This is a genomic window from Amycolatopsis sp. NPDC043887, from assembly GCF_056435665.1.
This window is the reverse complement of sequence record NZ_JBWKEB010000005.1, coordinates 24,763-43,293: the sequence shown is the minus strand read 5'-3', so window position 1 is coordinate 43,293 and position 18,531 is coordinate 24,763. Positions and strand designations below refer to the sequence as shown.

The window sequence follows — 18,531 nt, the reverse complement described above, 5'->3', positions numbered from 1 at the left end:
TGCCAGTGAACCCGCGACCGCGATCGGGAGCGGGTTCAGGCGAAGGCCTCCGGTGGCGGGCAGGAGCAGACGAGGTTGCGGTCCCCCGCGGCCCCGTCGATCCGCCGCACCGGGGGCCAGATCTTCGACGCGGTGAACCCGGCCGGGAAGACCGCGATCTCCCTGCTGTACGGGCGATCCCACTCCCCAGCGAGGCAGCGCGCGGTGTGCGGGGCGTTGCGCAGCGGGCTTTCGGTCACCGGCCACTCCCCTGCGGCGACCTTCTCGATCTCGGCGCGGATCGCGATCATCGCGTCGCAGAACCGGTCGAGTTCGCCGAGGTCCTCGCTCTCGGTGGGCTCGACCATGAGTGTCCCCGCGACCGGGAAGGACATCGTCGGCGCGTGGAGGCCATAGTCGGCCAGCCGTTTGGCGACGTCGTCGACCGTGACGCCGGTGCGTTTGGTGATCGCGCGGAGGTCGAGGATGCACTCGTGCGCCACGAGTCCCTCGTGCCCGGAGTACAGCACTGGATAATGCGCGGCGAGACGTTTCGCGACGTAGTTGGCGTTCGCGACCGCGGTCAGCGTCGCCCTCCGCAGGCCGTCGGCGCCCATCATCCGGACGTAGGCCCAGGAGATCGGCAGGATCGACGCGCTCCCCCACGGCGCGGCGCTGATCGGGCCTACGCCGGTGGCCGGGCCGGCGTCCGGTTGCAGCGGGTGGTTCGGCAGATACGGCGCCAGATGCGCGCGGACACCGATCGGGCCGATGCCCGGCCCGCCGCCACCGTGCGGGATGCAGAAGGTCTTGTGCAGGTTCAGATGGGAGACGTCGGCGCCGAACTTCCCGTACTGCGCGACTCCGATCAGCGCGTTCAGGTTCGCCCCGTCGACGTACACCTGACCGCCCGCGTCGTGCACCAGCGCGCAGACCTCGCGGACGGTGTCCTCGTAGACGCCGTGCGTCGAGGGATAGGTGATCATGATCGCGGCGAGGTCGTCCGCGTGCTCGTCCACAGTGGACCTGAGGTGGCCGAGGTCGATGTTGCCCTCGTCGTCGCATTTCACCACGGCCACGCGCATCCCCGCCATGACCGCGCTGGCGGCGTTCGTCCCGTGCGCGCTGGACGGGATCAGGCAGACGTCACGCGCCTCGTTCCCGCGCTCGCGGTGATAGGCGCGAATCGCCAGCAATCCGGCGAACTCGCCTTGGCTGCCGGCGTTCGGTTGCAGTGAGACCGCGTCGTAGCCGGTGATGCCGGCGAGCCACCGCTCCAGATCCTTCACGACGGTGAGCAGCCCTGCCGCGTCCTCGGCGGGCGCGAACGGGTGCAGGCCGGCGAACTCCGGCCAGGTGATCGGCTCCATTTCGGCCGTGGCGTTGAGTTTCATCGTGCAGGAGCCGAGCGGGATCATGCTCCGGTCGAGCGCGACGTCCTTGTCGGACAACGACCTCAGGTACCGGAGCAGTGCCGTCTCCGAGCGGTGTGCGTGGAAGACCGAATGCGTCAGGTAGTCGCTGGTGCGGCGCAGATCCGGCGGGAAACCGTCCGCGGTGTCCGCGTCGAGCGAGTCCACATCGGACACCGCGACCCCGAACGCCTTCCACACCAGGGAAAGGTGCTCACGGGACGTCGTCTCGTCGCAGGCGACGGCGACGTGGTCCGCGTCGACGAGCCGCAGGTTGACCCCGAGTTCCCGGGCGGTGCCGACGACCCCGGTCGCGCGGCCGGGGACGGCGACCATCACGGTGTCGAAGAACTCGCAGTGCACGACGTCGACACCGCTCTCGGCGAGTCCTGCCGCGAGCACGGTGGCCATCCGGTGCGCGCGGTTCGCGATGGCGCGCAGGCCTTCGGGACCGTGGTACACCGCGTACATCGACGCGATCACCGCCAGCAGCACCTGGGCGGTGCAGATGTTGCTCGTCGCCTTCTCGCGGCGGATGTGCTGCTCACGGGTCTGGAGCGCGAGCCGGTACGCCGGAGCGCCGTCGGCGTCCTTCGACACCCCGACCAGACGGCCGGGCAGCTGCCGTTCGAGACCCTGCCGAACCGCGAGGTACGCGGCGTGCGGCCCGCCGAAGCCCATCGGGACCCCGAACCGCTGCGTGGATCCGATCGCGACATCGGCGCCGAGCTCACCGGGCGACCGCAACAGGGTCAGCGCCAGCGGATCCGCGGCCATCACCACCGCCGCGCCCAGTGCCTTGGCCTCGGTGATCGTGTGGTCCCATTCGCGGACGACTCCCGACGCGCCCGGATACGACAGCAGCACCCCGAAGAAGTCGCCGCCCAGGCCCAGTCCGGTGATGCCCTGGGACAGATCCGCGGTCACCAGCTCGATGCCGAGCGGTTCGGCTCGGGTGCGCAGGACCTCGATCGTCTGCGGAAGGGTGTCCTCGTCGACCACGAACCGGTTCGACTTCGCCTTGCCCGCCCGGCGGACCAGCGTCATCGCTTCCGCCGCGGCGGTCGCCTCGTCCAGCATGGAGGCGTTGGCTATCGGCAGGCCGGTCAGATCGGCGACCATGGTCTGGAAGTTCAGCAGCGCTTCGAGGCGGCCCTGCGAGATCTCCGGCTGATACGGCGTGTAAGCGGTGTACCAGGCCGGGCTCTCCAGCACGTTCCGGCGGATCACCGGCGGGGTCACGGTGCCGTGGTAGCCGAGGCCGATCATCTGGACCATCGGCCGGTCGCGCGCGGCCAGCGCGCGGAGTTCGGCGAGCGCGCCGGTCTCGGTGGCGGGCGGCGGCAGATCCGGCGGTGTCGCGGACTCCCGCAGCGACGCGGGGACGGCCCGCTCGGCGAGCTCGTCCAGGGAAGCGACGCCGACGACGTCGAGGATGCGCGCGAGCTCCTCGGCGCCGGGACCGATGTGCCGGTCCGCGAAGGGGGTCCCGGATTCGAGAGCGGCCAGTGATACGGGCTCCATCGGGGACCTCCCAAGACGCGGGGGTGGGGCCGGGACGATTGTCCTGGCCCTCCCCACTCTGTCCGTACCCCCGAGGGGGCGCCTGAGAGTTTCGCCCGAGTGTTGAGCCGGGCTTGCACCGTCGGCGGGGCCGCCAGGCTGTGACCTGGCGAACCACTTTCCAGAGGCGTCTCTTCCGCGCGGTCCAGGGTGCCTGAGAGGTTCCGGGGAGGACTTGCTCCTTCGGCGCCGAGCTCAACGGTTATCGGCTCGGTCTCTCCCGCGCGGATTCGTCGACCGCGGAAGTGAGCCTACCCTGCCGCCCGCACGGCTTCATGATCAGCCGGTGCGACGTGCGTTACGGCGCTGTGTGAGCTCGTCCGGCGTGACCGTTTCGATCACGCCGCCGTCGGCCCGCTCGGCCGGGAACTCGTGGATGGTGCCGCTGATCTCCTGCATCGCGCCGCTGACCGCGATCCCGAAGACACCTTGCCCACCCTGGAGTAAATCGACGATCTCTTCGGGCGAGGTGCACTCGTAGACGGTGGTGCCGTCGGAGAACAGGGTGACCTTGGCGAGGTCACGGACGCCGCGCAGACGCAGGTGGTCGACGGCGACGCGGATGTTCTGCAGGGAGACACCGGTGTCCAGCAGCCGCTTGACGACCTTCAGGACGAGGATGTCCTTGAACGAGTAGAGCCGCTGCGAACCGGAGCCGTGCGCCGTGCGGATGCTCGGCGCGACCAGCTTCGTGCGGGCCCAGTAGTCGAGCTGCCGGTAGGTGATCCCGGCGATCTGACAGGCGGCGGGGCCTCGGTAGCCGACGAGTTCGTCCGGGAGGGAAGAGTCGGGGAACAGCTCGCCCTGCTCGCCGTCAGCGACCGGAACGAGCGGCTCTTGAGGGCTACCAGCCTCGACCACGCCATGCCTCCCCTCGCCCGACCTGGCGGCCGGCGAACAAAGCCGCGCGGACCCACGTGAGTCCGCACCGGAGTTCCTCGTCAAGACGAATGCCCCAGACATCCGAATCACACCTTGGCGATTCACCTTCATTGACGGTAAGCGCGTCCGGCAAAGCGGTCAACGCGACGCGCGGGCCACCTCAAGCTCTTCTTGAGGCTTGTCGAGCACAGTCCCCCATTCGGCCGCATGGTTGCCACTTTTACTCAGCCGTGTTATTTTTTACTCATGCAAGTAACTCCCTCCACTCAGAGCGCCATGCAAGAGGTCCAGGCGGAGCTGGGGCTGTCGGTCGCCGAGGCGGCCAGGCGGGCCCAGATCATCGGAGCCACGATCGCGACGATCTCCGACCTCGGCTACCACAAGACGTCGTTCGCGAAGATCAAGGAGCGGGCCGGGCTGTCCAGCACCCGGATCATCTCGTACCACTTCACCAACAAGGCAGGCCTGATGCAGGCCGTGGTCACCACCGCGACCGGGATGAAGGACAAGTTCCTCGAGGAGCGGATCCAGGGCACGACCGACCGGGCCGGGCTGCTGCGCGGCTACATCGAGTCGGAGATCGCGTTCCTGGGCTCGTACCCGGAACTGGTGCGGGTCATGGTCGAGATGGGCTCGAGCGGCTCGGACGCCGAGGGCTGGTTCATGTCGGCACCGCTGGTCGAGGAGTTCCGGACCGGCAGGCTCGAACGTCAGCTCCGGCAGGGGCAGCAGGAAGGCGCTTTCGGCGAGTTCGCGCCGGACGTGATGGCGCTGTCGATCGCGCAGGCCATCGACGGTGTCGCGGCGAAGTTCGCGGCGGATCCGAAACTGGACCTGGAGCGGTACGGGCGGGAACTGGCGGACCTGTTCGTCAAGGCGACCGCCGCCTGACTGGGTCGCGTGAGTCGCGAGTGCGAGGCGAAGGGCACCTTTCGGTCCGCCTGAGGTCGGCTCGCCCCGATCGGAGAAGTCCGTGAAGGCCTCCTTGCCTACCCTGAAGGTAGTGAAGGAGGCCCTCACGGTCGCCGTGACCGGACGTTGGCCCCAGGTGCACCAACAGTCACAGCAACCGCGCGTGAAGGACCCCTTTCTTCGGCTCAGCCGAGGAAAGGGGTCCTTCACGTACTTGAGGCGCGGCCGGCCGCCGCGCCACGCATTCAGAGGACTAAACGCACGCACGAAGAAGGGCGGCGCCACCGGCACCGCCCCTTCGCGCGGAATCCCAGGATGTGATCAGGTGTCGGCGCCGCGGAAGTCCTCCGGCGAGACCGAGTCGAGGAACTCGCGGAACTTCTCGACCTCGTCCTCCTGCTCGTCGGGGATGATGAGACCCGCTTCCTCCAGCACCGCGTCCACGGCGTGGATGGGCACTCCCACCCGCAGCGCCAGCGCCACCGAATCGCTCGGCCGCGCCGAAACCCGGATGTCCCCGTCGAAGACCAGTTCCGCGAAGAACGTGCCTTCCTTCAGATCGGTGATGACGACCTGTTCCAGCTCACGGCCCAACGCTCCGATGACCTCCTTCAGCAGGTCATGGGTGAGCGGACGGGCCGGGCGGACTCCCTGCTGCTCCAAGGCGATGGCGGTGGCCTCGACCGAGCCGATCCAGATCGGCAGGTAACGCTCGCCTTCGGTTTCCCGCAGCAACAAGATCGGCTGATTCGCGGGTAGCTCCACCCGCACGCCGACGACGCGCATCTCGCTCATCGGGCTTCGCCTCCCTCTCGTGCGCACGGGCTGCAACGCTTGTCTCGACGACCAAGCGACGGTAGTCCCGACGCTACCCGTCTTCCGAGCGCTGTGCTCGCTGTCTCCGACATTCTCGGTTCGCCCGTGGCAAACCCGACTCTCACGGTACGGCATAGGGTGCCGAACATTCAGGCATTGACAAGTGACCGCACAACCGCTCCCGGCCCCCGAAGCCGTTCAACCGCCCGTGACAGCCCGTATTCCGGCCTTCACCAAGAGCGTGTGCAACGCCACGGTCAAGGCGGCCAGCTCCCGGACGACCTCGTCACCCCTCGCCTGGGCGTCCTCGTCACGATGCCGATACACCGGGGTCACGATCTGCTCCAGCAGGCCGACCTCGCGGTCGGCCGCGGCCCGGAAGGCACGCAGATGTCTCGGCTCTATACCGAATTCGGTCATCGCCTTCACGGTCTTCGCCACGAGCACCGCGTCCGGGTCGAAGAACCCCGCCGCCCCGGGGCGGACGAGACCGTATTGCCGCAGCTCAGCCAGGGTGGCGGCGTCGATGCCGGCCTGGCGGAGCAGATCTTCCTCGGTCAGCCTGATCTCGCGGTCGGTCTCGAAGTCCCCCGGGGACGGCAGTCCGCCGTTCTCCCCGGGGGCGTCGAGTGACACGAGTTTCCGCGGCGGCCGCGGCATCGCCGCCGAGGGCGCGGCGCCCTGATCCGCCGCGTCCAACTGTTCCTTGATGACCTTCAGCGGGAGGTAGTGATCCCGCTGGGCGGAAAGGACGAACCGCAACCGCTCCACGTCCGCCGGAGCGAACTGCCGGTACCCCGACGGGGTCCGGCCCGGCTGGACCAGACCCTCCGCCTCGAGGAACCGGATCTTGGAGATGGTGACATCGGGAAAGTCGCCGCGCAGCTGTGCCAGCACGGCTCCGATGCTCAACCCATCGCGCTGCGACGCGTCCCGATCAGGCCGCCCGGCCGCCGTCACCGTGCCCCCTGGCCCCCGTGACCCGGGCCGGTCAGGAAGACCAGGCGGAACTTGCCGATCTGCACCTCGTCGCCACCGGCGAGGACGGCCTGGTCGACCGGCTCGCGGTTGACGTAGGTGCCGTTGAGGCTGCCGACGTCGATGACGACGAACTCGCCACCCTCACGGCGGAACTCGGCGTGCCGCCGGGAGACCGTCACGTCGTCGAGGAAGATGTCGCTGTCCGGGTGCCGTCCCGCGCTGGTGGTGTCGCGGTCCAGCAGGAAGCGCGAGCCCGCGTTCGGACCCCGCTTGACGACCAGCAGCGCGGAACCCGCGGGCAGCGCGTCCACACCCTGGACGGGGGCCTCGGCAGCCGGAGGAGCCTCAGTGCCTTCGACGTCGGCCAGGAAGTCGGCCCGGAAGACAGAAGTCCGCTCCGGAGACTGCTCCGGGGGAACGCCGGGCCCGTCGTTCGTGCTCACCTGAGCTCTCCTAACGCATGTGTGTTGCCACTACTCAAGAACGTGTGGAGGTCAAACGTACCGTGCCTGATCGAATCTCCGGCCCGCGGCTCCCCCTACTCTTCCCGAAGGGCCGCGGCCTGCGGCTATTCCTTGATCAGGGCCTGGTACGCCTCGGCCTCCAGCAGGGATTCCACCGAGCTCGCGTCGTCGAGCCGGAGCTCGATCAGCCAGCCCTCGCCGTAGGGGTCGCTGTTGATCAGCTCGGGCGACTCGGTCACCGCGTCGTTGACCGCGACCACCTCGCCGTCGAGCGGGGCGAACAGCTCCGAAACGCTCTTGGTCGACTCGACCTCGCCGAACGCGTCGCCCGAACCGACCTGCTTGCCGACCTCGGGCAGTTCGACGAACACCACGTCACCGAGCTGGTCCTGGGCGTACTCCGTGATGCCCACGCGCACGAGCCCTCCGTCGCGCACGGAGACCCACTCGTGTTCCTCGGTGTACCGCAGTTCTTCTGGAGTGGACAACGCCGCTCCCCTTTCTGACGCCCTCGCTCGAAACCGACGCGCGCAGTTTCGCATCCCGCCGGGTCACGCGCCCGGCGCCTCCCGCAACTCGACGGGTCCGGCCGGTCGTAGCGCCCGTGCGGTCTGGACGACGTACAGCACGCCCGAATAGACGTACAGGACCGCACCCCACGCCGTGAAGGCGTAGCCGATCGGCCTGGCGATCGCGGCGATGTCGGAACCGCCCTGGGTGAGCAGCAGGAACGGGAAGGCGTACATCAGCACGAAAGTGGCGCCCTTGCCGATGTAGGTGACCTCCGGCGGGGCGAAGCCGCGGTGCCGGAGCAGCAACACGCAGACGCCCAGTACCGCCTCGCGGACGACCAGCGGAACCACCAGCCACCACGGGATGATGTCGCGGATCAGGAAGGCGATGAGGGTCGCGAGGATGTAGAGCCGGTCGGCGGCGGGGTCGAGCAGCTGGCCGAGCCGCGACATCTGGTTGAGCCAGCGGGCGAGTTTGCCGTCGAGCCAGTCGGTGAGCGCGCTGAACACGAGCAGCGCGAGCGCCCAGCCGTCCTCCTTCGGGCCGAGGAGCAGCCACAGGAAGACCGGCACCCCGGCGAGCCGGAGGATCGAAAGCATGTTGGGAACGTTCAGGGCCTGCCGCAGCAGGGAAGGCTCTTCGCTGGTCACGCTCGGTTCGGGGGGCGTACTCACCCGCTCAGCCTATCCAGCGGCGGCAGGTCCTCCCCCGTCAGCTGGCCCGGGTGTGGGTCCAGCCGCGGCGTTGCAGGTCCGCGCTGGTCAGCGCCACGGGCCTGCCTCGGTGGTCGGTGCCCATCCAGCGGTTGTGGCCGGCGGAGGTCTCGAGGACGTACGGGCGGCCACTACACCAGACGACGGTGCACGGCGCCGTCGGTGGCAGCTCCGCGCTCGCCGGCGCGGCGGCCTGGGGTGACGCGGGGTCGGTCTGTTCGTCGGTCTTCATCACTCTCACGGTTTCGTGACGGGGACTGGGACACGCCGGAGCGCTACCTTTGTTTTCGGCAGGACGGGTCCGCGCGTTAACGGATCCGGCATGGATTCGTCCGATCGGTTCGCGACGACAGCAGGATGTTGTCGCGCTGTGAACGGCATGTTAATCGTCCACAATGGACAGTCAGTGGGCGGTCCTCGCGTACCGCGGCGGCGGGGTCGCGATAGCCTCCCGCGAATCGAACGTGGCTCAATGCCACGGCATCGGGCCCGGCCGGGTCAGAATGGGCCGGCCACGACCGGCCGACGAAAGGATCGCCTTGCGCGTCTCGACCACCACGGGAACGTGGCGGCGCCTGTTCGCGGCCTGCGCCGTCACCGGAACGCTCGCCGCCTGTTCGGGCGAAGATCCGCCACCGCCTGTCACCTCGATGTCGGTCTCGCCGCCCTCACTCCCCACAGTGGTGTCCAGCGTGCCGGTGCCGCCGATCCCGTCGCGGACCCCGCCGAGTCCCTCCGCCGCCCCGCCTCCCACTTCCCAGCCGAAACCCGCTGAACCGGTTCAGGGTTCGTGCGGCACGGTCACCGCGGCCAGCGGGCTGACCCTCCAGGTGCTCAACGGCCCCGGGGTCTCGTGCGCGGACGCGACCGGGATAGTCGGTTCGTTCCACCAGAGGATCGCCGGACGGCAGTCCGCGGGCTCGGACGAACCGGTCAGCGAGACCGTGGACGGCTGGCTGTGCGTCTCCGGCGCTCCCGCCGCGCAAGGCGGCACCAGTTGCAGCAAGGGCGAACAGAACGTGTTCGCCGCCGTCGTCCCCGTCGAATGAACCATCCTCGAGAAGAAGGGCCCATGAAGAGCCTCGCCGTGCTCCCCGCCGCGTTCGCCGTCGTCCTGCTGAGCGGTTGCGGCGCCGATCCCGCTCCCGCGGCCGCGCCGCCGCCCTCCCCCGCCCCCACGGCCGACCAGGTCCTGGCCGGTACGCCGTGTGGCGAGGTCACCGGGTTCCAGGGCGCGAAGAACAAGGTCGTCGTGCGCGGGAAGGCCGAGTGCGCCGAAGCGACGCAGGTGCTCACGGACTACTTCGCCAAGCTGACGCCCGCCGAGGCGGCGTCACCGCAAGGGCCCGGCCCCGTGGTGGTCGGGGCTTGGACGTGCGGGAGCGGGCCGAACGATCCGGTGACGAGTTGTTCGACCGAAGACGAGCGCCAGATCGAAGCGACCCGCTCCTGAGCCTCAGTCGCCCCAGTTGGCCGTACATGGTGCAGGCCTCGAACCTCTGTCCTGGTTTCGAGAACCCGCCGTCCCGCGACACGTCACCTTGCCGCAGTCGGCGGTTTTGCCCACCAGGGCCGTGCCGCCCTGCTTGCCGCCGGAGAGAAGGTCGCGCAAGGCGAGGCCGAAACCGGACAGATCGTCACCCTTCACGAACTCGAAGGTGTGTCGATGGGCGCGGTACCGGCGCCGGTTTCCGTCTGAGGTACATGAAGGTCGAGTTTCCTCGGCTCAGCCGAGGGAAGGGTCCTTCACCCGCGGCCGCTGTGGCTGCTCGCGTACCTGGGAAAGGCCTCCGGGTTTCCGCGCCTTTTCCGACACACGAGTCCTTTCGTCGTTCACTGGAGCCTCAGCAGGACTTCGTGTTCGAGTTTGCCGACGAGAAGGTACTCGGGCCGATATCCGGGCGGGACCACGAAACAGACGAGACCCGTGGTGCCGCCGAAAGCGCCGGGAGCGCCCGCGCAGTCCTTGACCCGCTCCGGCTCACCGTGTTCGTCGGCCGACAGTTCCAGCGGCGTGTCGCCGAGGCGGGACGCCTCGATCCGCAAGGTGAGGACGTGGAATCCGCTCAACCACGCCTCGGCTCCCTCGGGCGGCCCGGTCCTGCTGTCGAGCACCCGCACGACCGCCTCCCCGGATACGGCGGTCTGCCCACGGGCGAACACCGGCGGCGGTCCCCATAAGTCGCGACGGTGTTCCCAGAGATTCGGGACGGGGTCGGCCGCCTCACGGTAGGCCTTCCCGCCGAAGCCGACCGGCGTCAGGACCACTAACGCGGCGAAGGCCAGCCCGGCCAGGAACGGCAGGGACTTCCACGCGATCCCCGGTCTCGCCACTCTGACCAGCACGATGGCCGCGAGCGCCAGGAGCGCCCAGCCGAGGGACATCGCCGTGATCTTCTCCCACGGATGGTGGGCTTCCACGACGTCGGCGGCCCCGCGCACGGACAGAACCCGGTCCGTCACCGACGAAAGCCGGGCGACCACCGGATCAGCGAGGCCGAACGCGTCTCTTGTCGGCACTTCGATCGCGCGGCCGTCTTCGGTGATCGCCAGAACCTCGTAGGAGGTACGCGGGCCGTGCTGTCCTTCGGTGGTCGTGGAGTTCGTTTCGGAGATCACCGCGCGCACATCGTAGGTGCCGGCCAATCCTTCGACGGCCCATCGTCCGGCGAAGGCCGCGACTGAACCCCAGACGATCCCGATCACGAACGCGATGATCATCGCGTTCGTGCGCTGCCCGTCTTTCCGATCCAGTTCGAGGAAGACCACCAACACCCCCTGTCCGGCTCGCCCAGCCTATAGGCCGAGGCCGCCGCACGGCACGGGATTTGTACCCACCCCTTGCGATCCGAAGTAAGAGTCGTCTAGACTCAAACTATGCTCACCAGGGAAGACGCCGTGAAGGCGGTCGAGAACGCGGTCGACGCGGCCGCTCTGTTCGCCCGCCATCGCTACCGCGAACTGGCGGCCGCGCTCCACCCCGACCGCAACCCCGGCGACGAGCGCGCCCACCGTGCCGCCGCCACCCTCAACCGCCTTCACGACAGTTGGAAACGCGCCAGGCGCCAGACGGTCACCACGGCGACGTCGGCGTACGCCCTCACCGCGCCGCACGCGGTGGGCAGTGTCGCGACGACGTACCGGACCACCGGGCCACACCTGGTGAAACTCGTCCGCGACCCGGCGCTCAATCCGCTGATCCACGCCGAATGGGACGCGTTGCGCGCGCTCGACGGCTTCACCGAACGGCACCGGTGGCTGCGCCCCTACTACCCGCGGCTGCTGGACACTTCCGGTCCGGTGGCCAGAGGTGACCGCGCGTTCAGCGTCCTCGATCCGCTCGTCGACGGTTTCGTCACCCTCGCCGATATCGGGAAAGCCTTCCCCGGCGGGCTCGACGGCCGCGACTACGCGTGGATGCACCGCCGCCTCCTGCGTGCCGTGGCGGGCGCGCACCGGGCGGGTGTCGTCCACGGCCACCTCACCGCGGACAACGTGCTCGTCCATCCCGGACAGCACGGCATCGTCGTCGTCGGCTGGTCCTTCGCCGTCGAAGACGGTGTGCTCCCGCTGGCGGCGGACAAGTCCGTCGACTACCCGCCGGAAGTCCACAAAGGACTACCGGTGACCGTGGCCACCGACGTCCACATGCTCCACCGCATGATGCTGGAACTCCTGGCACCGCACGAAACCCGCCAACGCGAATTCGCGACCTGGTGCACACAGGAAGCCCCGGCACAACGACCCGACGCCGCCGACCTGCTCGACGAGTACGACGCGCTGCTCGACGACCTGTACGGCCCCCGCGCCTTCCGCCCCTTCACCATCCCCGAGACAGGAGCCTGACCATGGGACACGGACACTGGGACGACAACGCCTACGCCGCCGCGAAGACTTTCCGGCGGGCCAAGGGCGAGGACGACTTCGGCTACACCGCCGATCTGCGCTCCAAGCCCGCGAAAGACTGGAAGGTCGCGCCCGCGCTCGACCCGCTGAACGCCGTCCGGGAATGCCGGGATTCGGCCGACCACACCGATTCGACGCCGATCGCGGTGCTGTTCGACGTCACCGGCTCGATGCGCCGGGTGCCGCGGGTCATGCAGGGCAAGCTCGGCAAACTGCACGGCCTGCTGAAGCGCCGGGGCTACCTGGCCGACCCGCAGGTGATGTTCGGCGCGATCGGTGACGCCGACAGCGACCGGGTCCCGCTGCAGGTCGGGCAGTTCGAATCGGACAACCGGATGGACGAGCAGCTGCGCACGATCTTCCTCGAAGGCGGTGGCGGCGGGCAGAAGAGCGAGTCCTACGAACTGGCCGCCTACTTCATGGCCCGGCACGTCGTGACCGACGCGTGGCAGAACCGCGGCCGCAAGGGCTATCTGTTCATCATCGGCGACGAGCTGAACAAACCCGCGCTGGAGGCGCGCCACATCCGCCGGGTGATCGGGGACGACGTGCGGGAGGACATCGACCCGGCTTCGGTGTACCGGGAGCTTTCCCGTAAGTGGCACGTCTTCTTCGTGCTGCCGAACCAGTCGTCGTACTACAACGACCCGGAGATCGGCGAACACTGGAGCGGCCTGCTCGGCCAGAACTTCCTGAAGCTCGACGATCCCGGCGCGGTGTGCGAACTGATCGCGGCCACCATCGGGCTGGAAGAGCGGGTCGTCGACGTCGACCGTGCGCTCGCCGATCTCGCGGACGTCGGCTCGGTCGCCGAAAGCAAGGCGGTCGGCAAGGCGTTGGCGAAGCTGGGCACCAAGACGGTCGTCACGTCGGCGGTGCCCGAGGCCGAGGGGCCGAGCGACGTGGTGCTGCGATGAGTCGCCTGGACGGTCACGTGGTGGTGGTCGGGCTCGGCTTCGGCGACGAAGGCAAGGGCGCGGTTGTCGACGCGCTCTGCGCCGACCGGCCCACTACCGCCGTGGTCCGCTTCAACGGGGGCGCGCAGGCCGCGCACAACGTCGTCGTGGACGGGCGGCACCACACGTTCAGCCAGTTCGGGGCGGGCACGTTCGCCGGCGTGCCCACCCATCTGTCGCGGTTCGTGCTGGTCGAGCCGTTCGCGCTGGCCGCCGAAGCGCGGCGGCTGGAAGCGGCAGGTGTCCGGAATCCGCTCTCGCTGCTGAGTATGGACGGCCAGGCCCTGCTCACCACCCCGTTCCACATCCACGCCAACCGGGCAAGGGAGGAGGCCCGGGGCGTGAACCGGCACGGCTCGTGCGGGAAGGGCATCGGCGAGACCGTCTGGTACTCGCTGCTGCCCGGGGCCGAGCCGGGTGACGTGGTGGAGAGCCAGGAGGTGATCGGGACGCCGGGGGAAGCGCCCACGGTCGCCGACTGTGCCCGGCCGTCGGTGTTGCGGCGCAAGCTGGACGCGCTCGCGCGGTTCTATGCCCCGCTCGCCACACCACCGCACGGCGTCGACGAACTGGTGGCGCTGTACCGCGATTTCGCGGACGCGGTGCGGATCACCGACGGGGACGAAACGGGACGGCTGGCGGATTCCGGGCGGCTGGTGTTCGAGGGAGCGCAGGGGGCTCTCCTCGACCAGCACCACGGGTTCCATCCGCACACGACCTGGTCGACCACCACGCCGCACAACGCCCGCGACCTGCTGGGCGGGCGCCCGCACGCCGTCCTGGGTGTCACGCGGACGTACCTCACCCGGCACGGCGCGGGACCGCTGCCGACCGAGTCCGCCGCCGTGCTCGCCCGCTTTCCGGAGGCGCACAACGAAACCGGCGAATTCCAGGGCGCGTGGCGGGCGGGTCATCTCGACGCGGCCCTGCTCGATTACGCGATCGCGGCCTGCGACGGCGTCGACGCGCTCGCGGTGACCCACCTCGACGCGACCGGGCTGGAGGTCGTCCCCAAGGACGGCTCTCCCGCCGTCGACCTGACGGATCCGCTGGCGTGGTTCGGTGCGCGGCTGCCGGTGGCCGTCACCGGGTACGGCCCGGACAGGGCCGGTTACCGGGTCGCGGAGGCAAGGTCGACAATCTACGCGTGATCGAGTCGACGCCGGTGTCCGTTGACGTGCTCGTGGTGCGGTTCGCCCCCGGCACCAGGAACGTGCTGCTGGGAATCGCGCCACGAGCCGCCGAGCCCTTCGCGGGAGAACTCGCCCTGCCAGGGGTGCTGCTCGGGCTCGGGGAACGGCTGAGGGAGGCGGCGCACCGGGCGGTGGCCGGCAAACTCGGCCTGCCGTCCGACGCGCTCTCGGCGGCCGGGCAGCTCGCCACCTTCGACGAGCCGAACCGTGATCCCCGCGGTCCCACGCTCTCCGTCGCCTTGTGGGCAACGGTGGATCCCGCGCTCGACGAGCCGGGGAACGTGGTGTGGGTTCCGCTGGACGAGGTCCCTCCGCTGGCGTTCGACCACGACCGGATCGTGGCGGACTGCCGCCCGATGCTGGCCGAGCGGCTGTGGCGGGACGTGGCGTTCACGGCCGGGCTGCTGGGTCCGATCTTCACGACGGCCCAGGCGCTGGACGCGACCGAAGCGCTGACCGGGGACCGCCCCTATCCGGCCAACCTCGGCCGGACCATGGAGCGGGTCCCCGGTTTGCGGCGCACCACCGAACACGCGGCCGCCCTCCCCAAGGGAGGACGGCCGCCGTCGCTGTGGCGCTGGGAGTGACGAGGTCAGATCCCGCAGGAGGAGGCCGACCAGAACCGCGTCGACCGGTGTGCCACGTGGGTGTGATCGTTGTGGCCGGGGTAGCCCGGCCCGAGGATCTCCGCGAACCCGTGGTTACGGGCCTGCTTCGCCAATCCGCAGAAGCCCTGCGAGCCGGCACCGAGATCGACGGCGTCACCGTAGAGATGACGGCTGTTGGTCGCGCCGCCGACCGCGTTGTTGCAGGCGACGCTGCGGAAGCCGCCGTTGACGTCGATCGGCCGGTCGCCCATGGCGTGCCGCATCGCCTGCAGCTTCCACATCGAGACCAGCGCGTTGGCTTTCGCCGTCGCCGGTGTGACGTTGCCGCCCGACCAGTCTGAGTTGCACCGGTTCAGTTCCGCGTAGGTGAAGTTGATCGGCGTGCAGTCGTCGTCCTGCAACGCGTAGAGCTTCGAGAACGTGGCCGAACCGGCGATGCCGTCCGCGGCCAGCCCGTACGCCTGCTGGAAGCGGGTGACCGCGGCCTTGGTCCCCGCGCCGAACTGGCCGTCGAGGGCGAGCACACCACCGTAACCGGGGTACCCGGCGACCCGGATCTGCAGTTGCCGGACGTCCTCACCGGACGCGCCCTGGGACAACGTGCGTCCCCAGGAGTAACAGGCGTCGGCGACGGACACTTCGCCCGCCGTCACCGGGCCCGGATCGGCGGCGGCCGGAGTGGCCACCGCGGTACCGAGCCCGGCCACCAGGGCGAGCATCGGCAGGAGGAAACGAATGCGCATGACAGGAACACCTTTCAAGCAGGGAAGGTGAGACCCGTGACCCCCACGGGTTGTCAACGATTCACTGCCGAGGATGCTAACGCGGTTCCGGTTACCGCGCTGTGGGTCGTTCGACCCACACGCCCAAGCCGGAACTCGCGTGCTTGAAGACGTGACTCGCGTGCTTGGAGGCGGAACACTCCGGGCCGGGCGAGTTCCGTGTCCAAGCACGCGAGTTCCGGCTCCGAACACGCGAGTTCGGAGTTCGGGGCCGGGCCGTCAGCCCTTCAGCTGCGGGAAGTCCTCCTCGCGGAACTCCCCCGCCGGCCGTCCGTCGGCCTCGTTCTCCCGCCCGCGCAGCTCGACGCGCCGGATCTTGCCGGAGATCGTCTTCGGCAGTTCGGTGAACTCCAGCCGCCGGATTCGCTTGTACGGCGCCAGATGCTCCCGGCAGAAGGCCAGGATGGACACCGCGGTGTCTGCCGTGGGCTCGTGCCCGTTCGTCAGGACGACGTAGGCCTTCGGCACCGCGAGCCGGATCGGGTCCGGCGCCGGGACGACCGCCGCTTCGGCGACCGCCTCGTGTTCCAGCAGGACACTTTCCAGCTCGAATGGCGAGATCCGGTAGTCCGACGCCTTGAAGACATCGTCCGTGCGGCCCACGTAGGTGATGTAGCCGCGTTCGTCGATCGATCCGACGTCCCCGGTGTGGTATAAGCCGTTCGCGAAGGCCGCGGCGGAACGTTCCTCGTCGTCCGCGTATCCGGCCATCAGGCCGACCGGTCGCTTCTCGAGGTCGAGGCAGATCTCGCCCTCCTGCGCGCGTTCGCCGGTGACGGGGTCCACGAGCGCCACGGTGAAGCCCGGCAACGGGCGGCCCATCGACCCCGGCACGACGTCCTGCCCGGGCGTGTTGGCGATCTGGACGCTGCTCTCCGTCTGGCCGAAACCGTCGCGAATCGTTACGCCCCAAGCCTTTTCGACCTGGTCGATCACTTCGGGGTTGAGCGGTTCGCCCGCGCCGACCACCTTGCGCGGCGGCGTCTTCAGCACGGTCAGATCCGCTTGGATGAGCATCCGCCACACCGTCGGCGGGGCACAGAAACTGGTGATGCCGCACCGGTCCATCTGCGCCATCAAGGAGACCGCGTCGAACCGCGCGTAGTTGTGGAGGAACACCGTCGCCTCGGCGTTCCACGGCGCGAAAACGTTGCTCCACGCGTGTTTCGCCCAACCGGGCGACGAGATGTTGAGGTGGACGTCGCCCGGTTCGAGGCCGATCCAGTACATTGTGGACAGATGGCCGACCGGGTACGAGACCTGCGTGTGCTGCACGAGTTTCGGCTTCGCGGTGGTCCCCGAGGTGAAGTACAGCAGGAGCGGGTCTTCCGCCGCAGTCGGGCCGTCGGGCGTGAAGATGTCCGCTTCCTCGTAGGCGTCCACGAAGGACCGCCAGCCCTCGACCGGTTCACCGACGGCGATGCGCGTGTAGCCGCCCTCGACGTTCTCGAACTTGTGCGCGTCGACGGACCGGATCACCACGTGTTTCGCCGCGCCCCGCTCGACCCGGTCGGTGAGGTCCGCCGGGCCGAGCAGCGTCGAGGCCGGGATGATGACGGCGCCCAGTTTGATCGCGGCGAGAATCGTCTGCCACAGCTCGCCCTGGTTGCCGAGCATCAGGATCAGCCGGTCGCCCCTGGCCACGCCGAGTGAGCGCAGCCAGTTCGCGACCTGGTTGGACCGCCGCGCCATCTCCGGATAGGTCCAGCGGTTCTCGATGCCGTCCTCTTCGACGATCCACAGCGCGTACCGGTCCTGGTTGGCCGGGTCGGCCGCGACGACGTCGAACCAGTCCAGCGCCCAGTTGAACTCGGCGGGCCGGGGCCAGGTGAAGTCGCGATAGGCGGTCTCGTAGTCCTCGCGATGGGCCTGCAGGTAGTCCCGTGCCTCGCGGAACGTGCGGTATGCCTCCGAAGCGCTCACGATCGTCCTCCTGGTCCGCTGATAGGGCCGCCGGTTCTTTTTACTCCCCCTTGAACTCGGGCGCGCGGCGCTCGAGGAACGCCTGGACGGCCTCGCCGAGGTCCTTGCTGGGCAGGAACGCCGCGTTCCAGGCCGAGACGTAACGCAGGCCGTCCGCGACCTGGCGTTCGGTGTTGGCCGAGAGCACGTTCTTGGTGCCCTGCACGACCAGCGGCGGGTTCGTGGCGATCTCCGCCGCCAGCTTGCGAGCTTCGGCCAGCAAGGTGTCCTGATCCGCGTGGACGTCGTTGACCAGGCCGATCTTCTCGGCGCGGGCGGCGTCGATGTCCTTGCCGGTCAGGGCCAGTTCACGCAGGTGTCCTTCGCCGATGATCGGCGCGAGCCGCTGCAGGCTGCCGAGGTCGGCCACGATCGCGACCTTGACCTCGCGCACGCTGAACTTCGCGTCGGCGCTCGCCAGGCGGATGTCCGCGGCCGCGATCACGTCGACACCGCCGCCGATGCACCAGCCGGAAATGGCCGCGATGACCGGTTTGCGGCATTCCGCGATCGAGGACACGCTCGCCTGGAGGGTCTTGACCTCGTCGAGGAACTTCGTCCGTGGGCCCGCGAGAGCGTCGCCGCCGAGCATTTCGCCCCAGCTGGGCATCATGGCGGGCAGGTCGAGCCCGTAGGAGAAGTGCTTGCCGCTCCCGGTCAGCACGACCGCCCTGACCTGCGGGTCCGCGTCGAGCGCACGGAAGACGATCGGCAGCTCTCGCCAGAAATCGGGGCCCATCGCGTTGCCCTTGGACGGACCGAGCAGCGTCACTTCGGCGACGTGCCCGTCGATGTCCACCTTGAGCGAAACGAGATCGGGAAGACTGTCAGCTGTAGCGGTCATGGGGTCATCTTGACTCATGTGATTGACAGGCTGCCAACGGCCACT

At 69.1% G+C, this 18,531-nt stretch carries 19 protein-coding genes and 1 riboswitch; of the genes, 7 read left to right on the top strand and 12 right to left on the bottom strand.

The window, feature by feature from the left end; genetic code table 11:
• Positions 1–35: 35 nt before the first annotated feature.
• Positions 36–2,915 carry an aminomethyl-transferring glycine dehydrogenase gene (gene gcvP, locus AC069H_RS14635; RefSeq protein ID WP_478228270.1) on the bottom strand — a complete coding sequence of 960 codons (2,880 nt, stop codon included), beginning with the start codon at positions 2,913–2,915 and terminating at the stop codon, positions 36–38.
• Positions 2,916–3,085: 170 nt separating this feature from the next.
• Positions 3,086–3,187, bottom strand: a riboswitch (glycine riboswitch).
• Positions 3,188–3,233: 46 nt separating this feature from the next.
• Positions 3,234–3,815 carry a MerR family transcriptional regulator gene (locus AC069H_RS14630; RefSeq protein WP_005150040.1) on the bottom strand — a complete coding sequence of 194 codons (582 nt, stop codon included), beginning with the start codon at positions 3,813–3,815 and terminating at the stop codon, positions 3,234–3,236.
• 297 nt (positions 3,816–4,112) lie between these two features.
• Between AC069H_RS14630 and AC069H_RS14625 the strand changes: the two genes are divergently transcribed.
• Complete coding sequence (locus AC069H_RS14625) at positions 4,113–4,727, top strand: TetR/AcrR family transcriptional regulator (RefSeq protein ID WP_478232926.1); 615 nt, start codon at positions 4,113–4,115, stop codon at positions 4,725–4,727.
• A 342-nt stretch (positions 4,728–5,069) separates the two neighbouring features.
• On the opposite strand, the gene AC069H_RS14620 is transcribed toward AC069H_RS14625, so the two are convergent.
• The 6 genes from AC069H_RS14620 to AC069H_RS14595 form a co-directional block, all read right to left on the bottom strand.
• Positions 5,070–5,543, bottom strand: a complete 474-nt coding sequence (locus tag AC069H_RS14620; RefSeq protein ID WP_005150031.1) for a bifunctional nuclease family protein — start codon at positions 5,541–5,543, stop codon at positions 5,070–5,072.
• A gap of 219 nt (positions 5,544–5,762) precedes the next feature.
• Positions 5,763–6,524, bottom strand: a complete 762-nt coding sequence (gene ftsR, locus AC069H_RS14615; RefSeq protein WP_478232606.1) for a transcriptional regulator FtsR — start codon at positions 6,522–6,524, stop codon at positions 5,763–5,765.
• Positions 6,521–6,988: a glycogen accumulation regulator GarA gene (gene garA / locus AC069H_RS14610; RefSeq protein WP_005150023.1), complete on the bottom strand. Its 468-nt coding sequence runs from the start codon at positions 6,986–6,988 to the stop codon at positions 6,521–6,523. Before garA ends, ftsR begins: the two co-directional genes overlap by 4 nt.
• A gap of 125 nt (positions 6,989–7,113) precedes the next feature.
• Positions 7,114–7,497 (bottom strand): glycine cleavage system protein GcvH, encoded by a 384-nt coding sequence (gene gcvH / locus AC069H_RS14605; RefSeq protein WP_005150021.1) that lies wholly within the window; start codon positions 7,495–7,497, stop codon positions 7,114–7,116.
• A gap of 63 nt (positions 7,498–7,560) precedes the next feature.
• Complete coding sequence (gene clsA / locus AC069H_RS14600; protein WP_425341935.1) at positions 7,561–8,196, bottom strand: cardiolipin synthase ClsA; 636 nt, start codon at positions 8,194–8,196, stop codon at positions 7,561–7,563.
• 37 nt (positions 8,197–8,233) lie between these two features.
• A complete protein-coding gene (locus AC069H_RS14595; protein ID WP_340682159.1) occupies positions 8,234–8,467 on the bottom strand; it encodes a hypothetical protein in 234 nt (77 codons plus the stop codon).
• Positions 8,468–8,774: 307 nt separating this feature from the next.
• On the opposite strand from AC069H_RS14595, the gene AC069H_RS14590 reads away from it, so the two are divergent.
• Positions 8,775–9,284 (top strand): hypothetical protein, encoded by a 510-nt coding sequence (locus tag AC069H_RS14590; RefSeq protein WP_478232605.1) that lies wholly within the window; start codon positions 8,775–8,777, stop codon positions 9,282–9,284.
• A 23-nt stretch (positions 9,285–9,307) separates the two neighbouring features.
• Positions 9,308–9,688 carry a hypothetical protein gene (locus AC069H_RS14585; protein WP_125678293.1) on the top strand — a complete coding sequence of 127 codons (381 nt, stop codon included), beginning with the start codon at positions 9,308–9,310 and terminating at the stop codon, positions 9,686–9,688.
• Between the two features lie 380 nt (positions 9,689–10,068).
• On the opposite strand, the gene AC069H_RS14580 is transcribed toward AC069H_RS14585, so the two are convergent.
• Complete coding sequence (locus tag AC069H_RS14580; protein ID WP_478232604.1) at positions 10,069–11,010, bottom strand: hypothetical protein; 942 nt, start codon at positions 11,008–11,010, stop codon at positions 10,069–10,071.
• A 102-nt stretch (positions 11,011–11,112) separates the two neighbouring features.
• On the opposite strand from AC069H_RS14580, the gene AC069H_RS14575 reads away from it, so the two are divergent.
• The 4 genes from AC069H_RS14575 to AC069H_RS14560 are packed head-to-tail and all read left to right on the top strand — an operon-like array spanning position 11,113 to position 14,877.
• The gene (locus AC069H_RS14575) at positions 11,113–12,081 is read left to right on the top strand and encodes an adenylate cyclase (protein ID WP_478232603.1); all 969 of its coding nucleotides are present in this window, start codon (positions 11,113–11,115) and stop codon (positions 12,079–12,081) included.
• Between the two features lie 2 nt (positions 12,082–12,083).
• Positions 12,084–13,058, top strand: a complete 975-nt coding sequence (locus AC069H_RS14570; RefSeq protein WP_478232602.1) for a hypothetical protein — start codon at positions 12,084–12,086, stop codon at positions 13,056–13,058.
• Positions 13,055–14,248 carry an adenylosuccinate synthetase gene (locus AC069H_RS14565; RefSeq protein ID WP_478232601.1) on the top strand — a complete coding sequence of 398 codons (1,194 nt, stop codon included), beginning with the start codon at positions 13,055–13,057 and terminating at the stop codon, positions 14,246–14,248. The genes AC069H_RS14570 and AC069H_RS14565 overlap by 4 nt, the downstream gene beginning before the upstream one ends.
• Positions 14,245–14,877: an NUDIX domain-containing protein gene (locus AC069H_RS14560; RefSeq protein ID WP_478232600.1), complete on the top strand. Its 633-nt coding sequence runs from the start codon at positions 14,245–14,247 to the stop codon at positions 14,875–14,877. The genes AC069H_RS14565 and AC069H_RS14560 overlap by 4 nt, the downstream gene beginning before the upstream one ends.
• Before the next feature lie 5 nt (positions 14,878–14,882).
• On the opposite strand, the gene AC069H_RS14555 is transcribed toward AC069H_RS14560, so the two are convergent.
• The 3 genes from AC069H_RS14555 to AC069H_RS14545 all read right to left on the bottom strand — a co-directional run bounded on the left by AC069H_RS14555 (position 14,883) and on the right by AC069H_RS14545 (position 18,486).
• Positions 14,883–15,641 carry a D-Ala-D-Ala carboxypeptidase family metallohydrolase gene (locus AC069H_RS14555; protein WP_478232599.1) on the bottom strand — a complete coding sequence of 253 codons (759 nt, stop codon included), beginning with the start codon at positions 15,639–15,641 and terminating at the stop codon, positions 14,883–14,885.
• A 258-nt stretch (positions 15,642–15,899) separates the two neighbouring features.
• On the bottom strand, positions 15,900–17,603 hold the full coding sequence (locus tag AC069H_RS14550) for an AMP-binding protein (RefSeq protein WP_478232598.1): 1,704 nt from the start codon (positions 17,601–17,603) through the stop codon (positions 15,900–15,902).
• Positions 17,604–17,643: 40 nt separating this feature from the next.
• Positions 17,644–18,486 carry a crotonase/enoyl-CoA hydratase family protein gene (locus AC069H_RS14545; RefSeq protein WP_478232597.1) on the bottom strand — a complete coding sequence of 281 codons (843 nt, stop codon included), beginning with the start codon at positions 18,484–18,486 and terminating at the stop codon, positions 17,644–17,646.
• Positions 18,487–18,531: the final 45 nt, after the last annotated feature.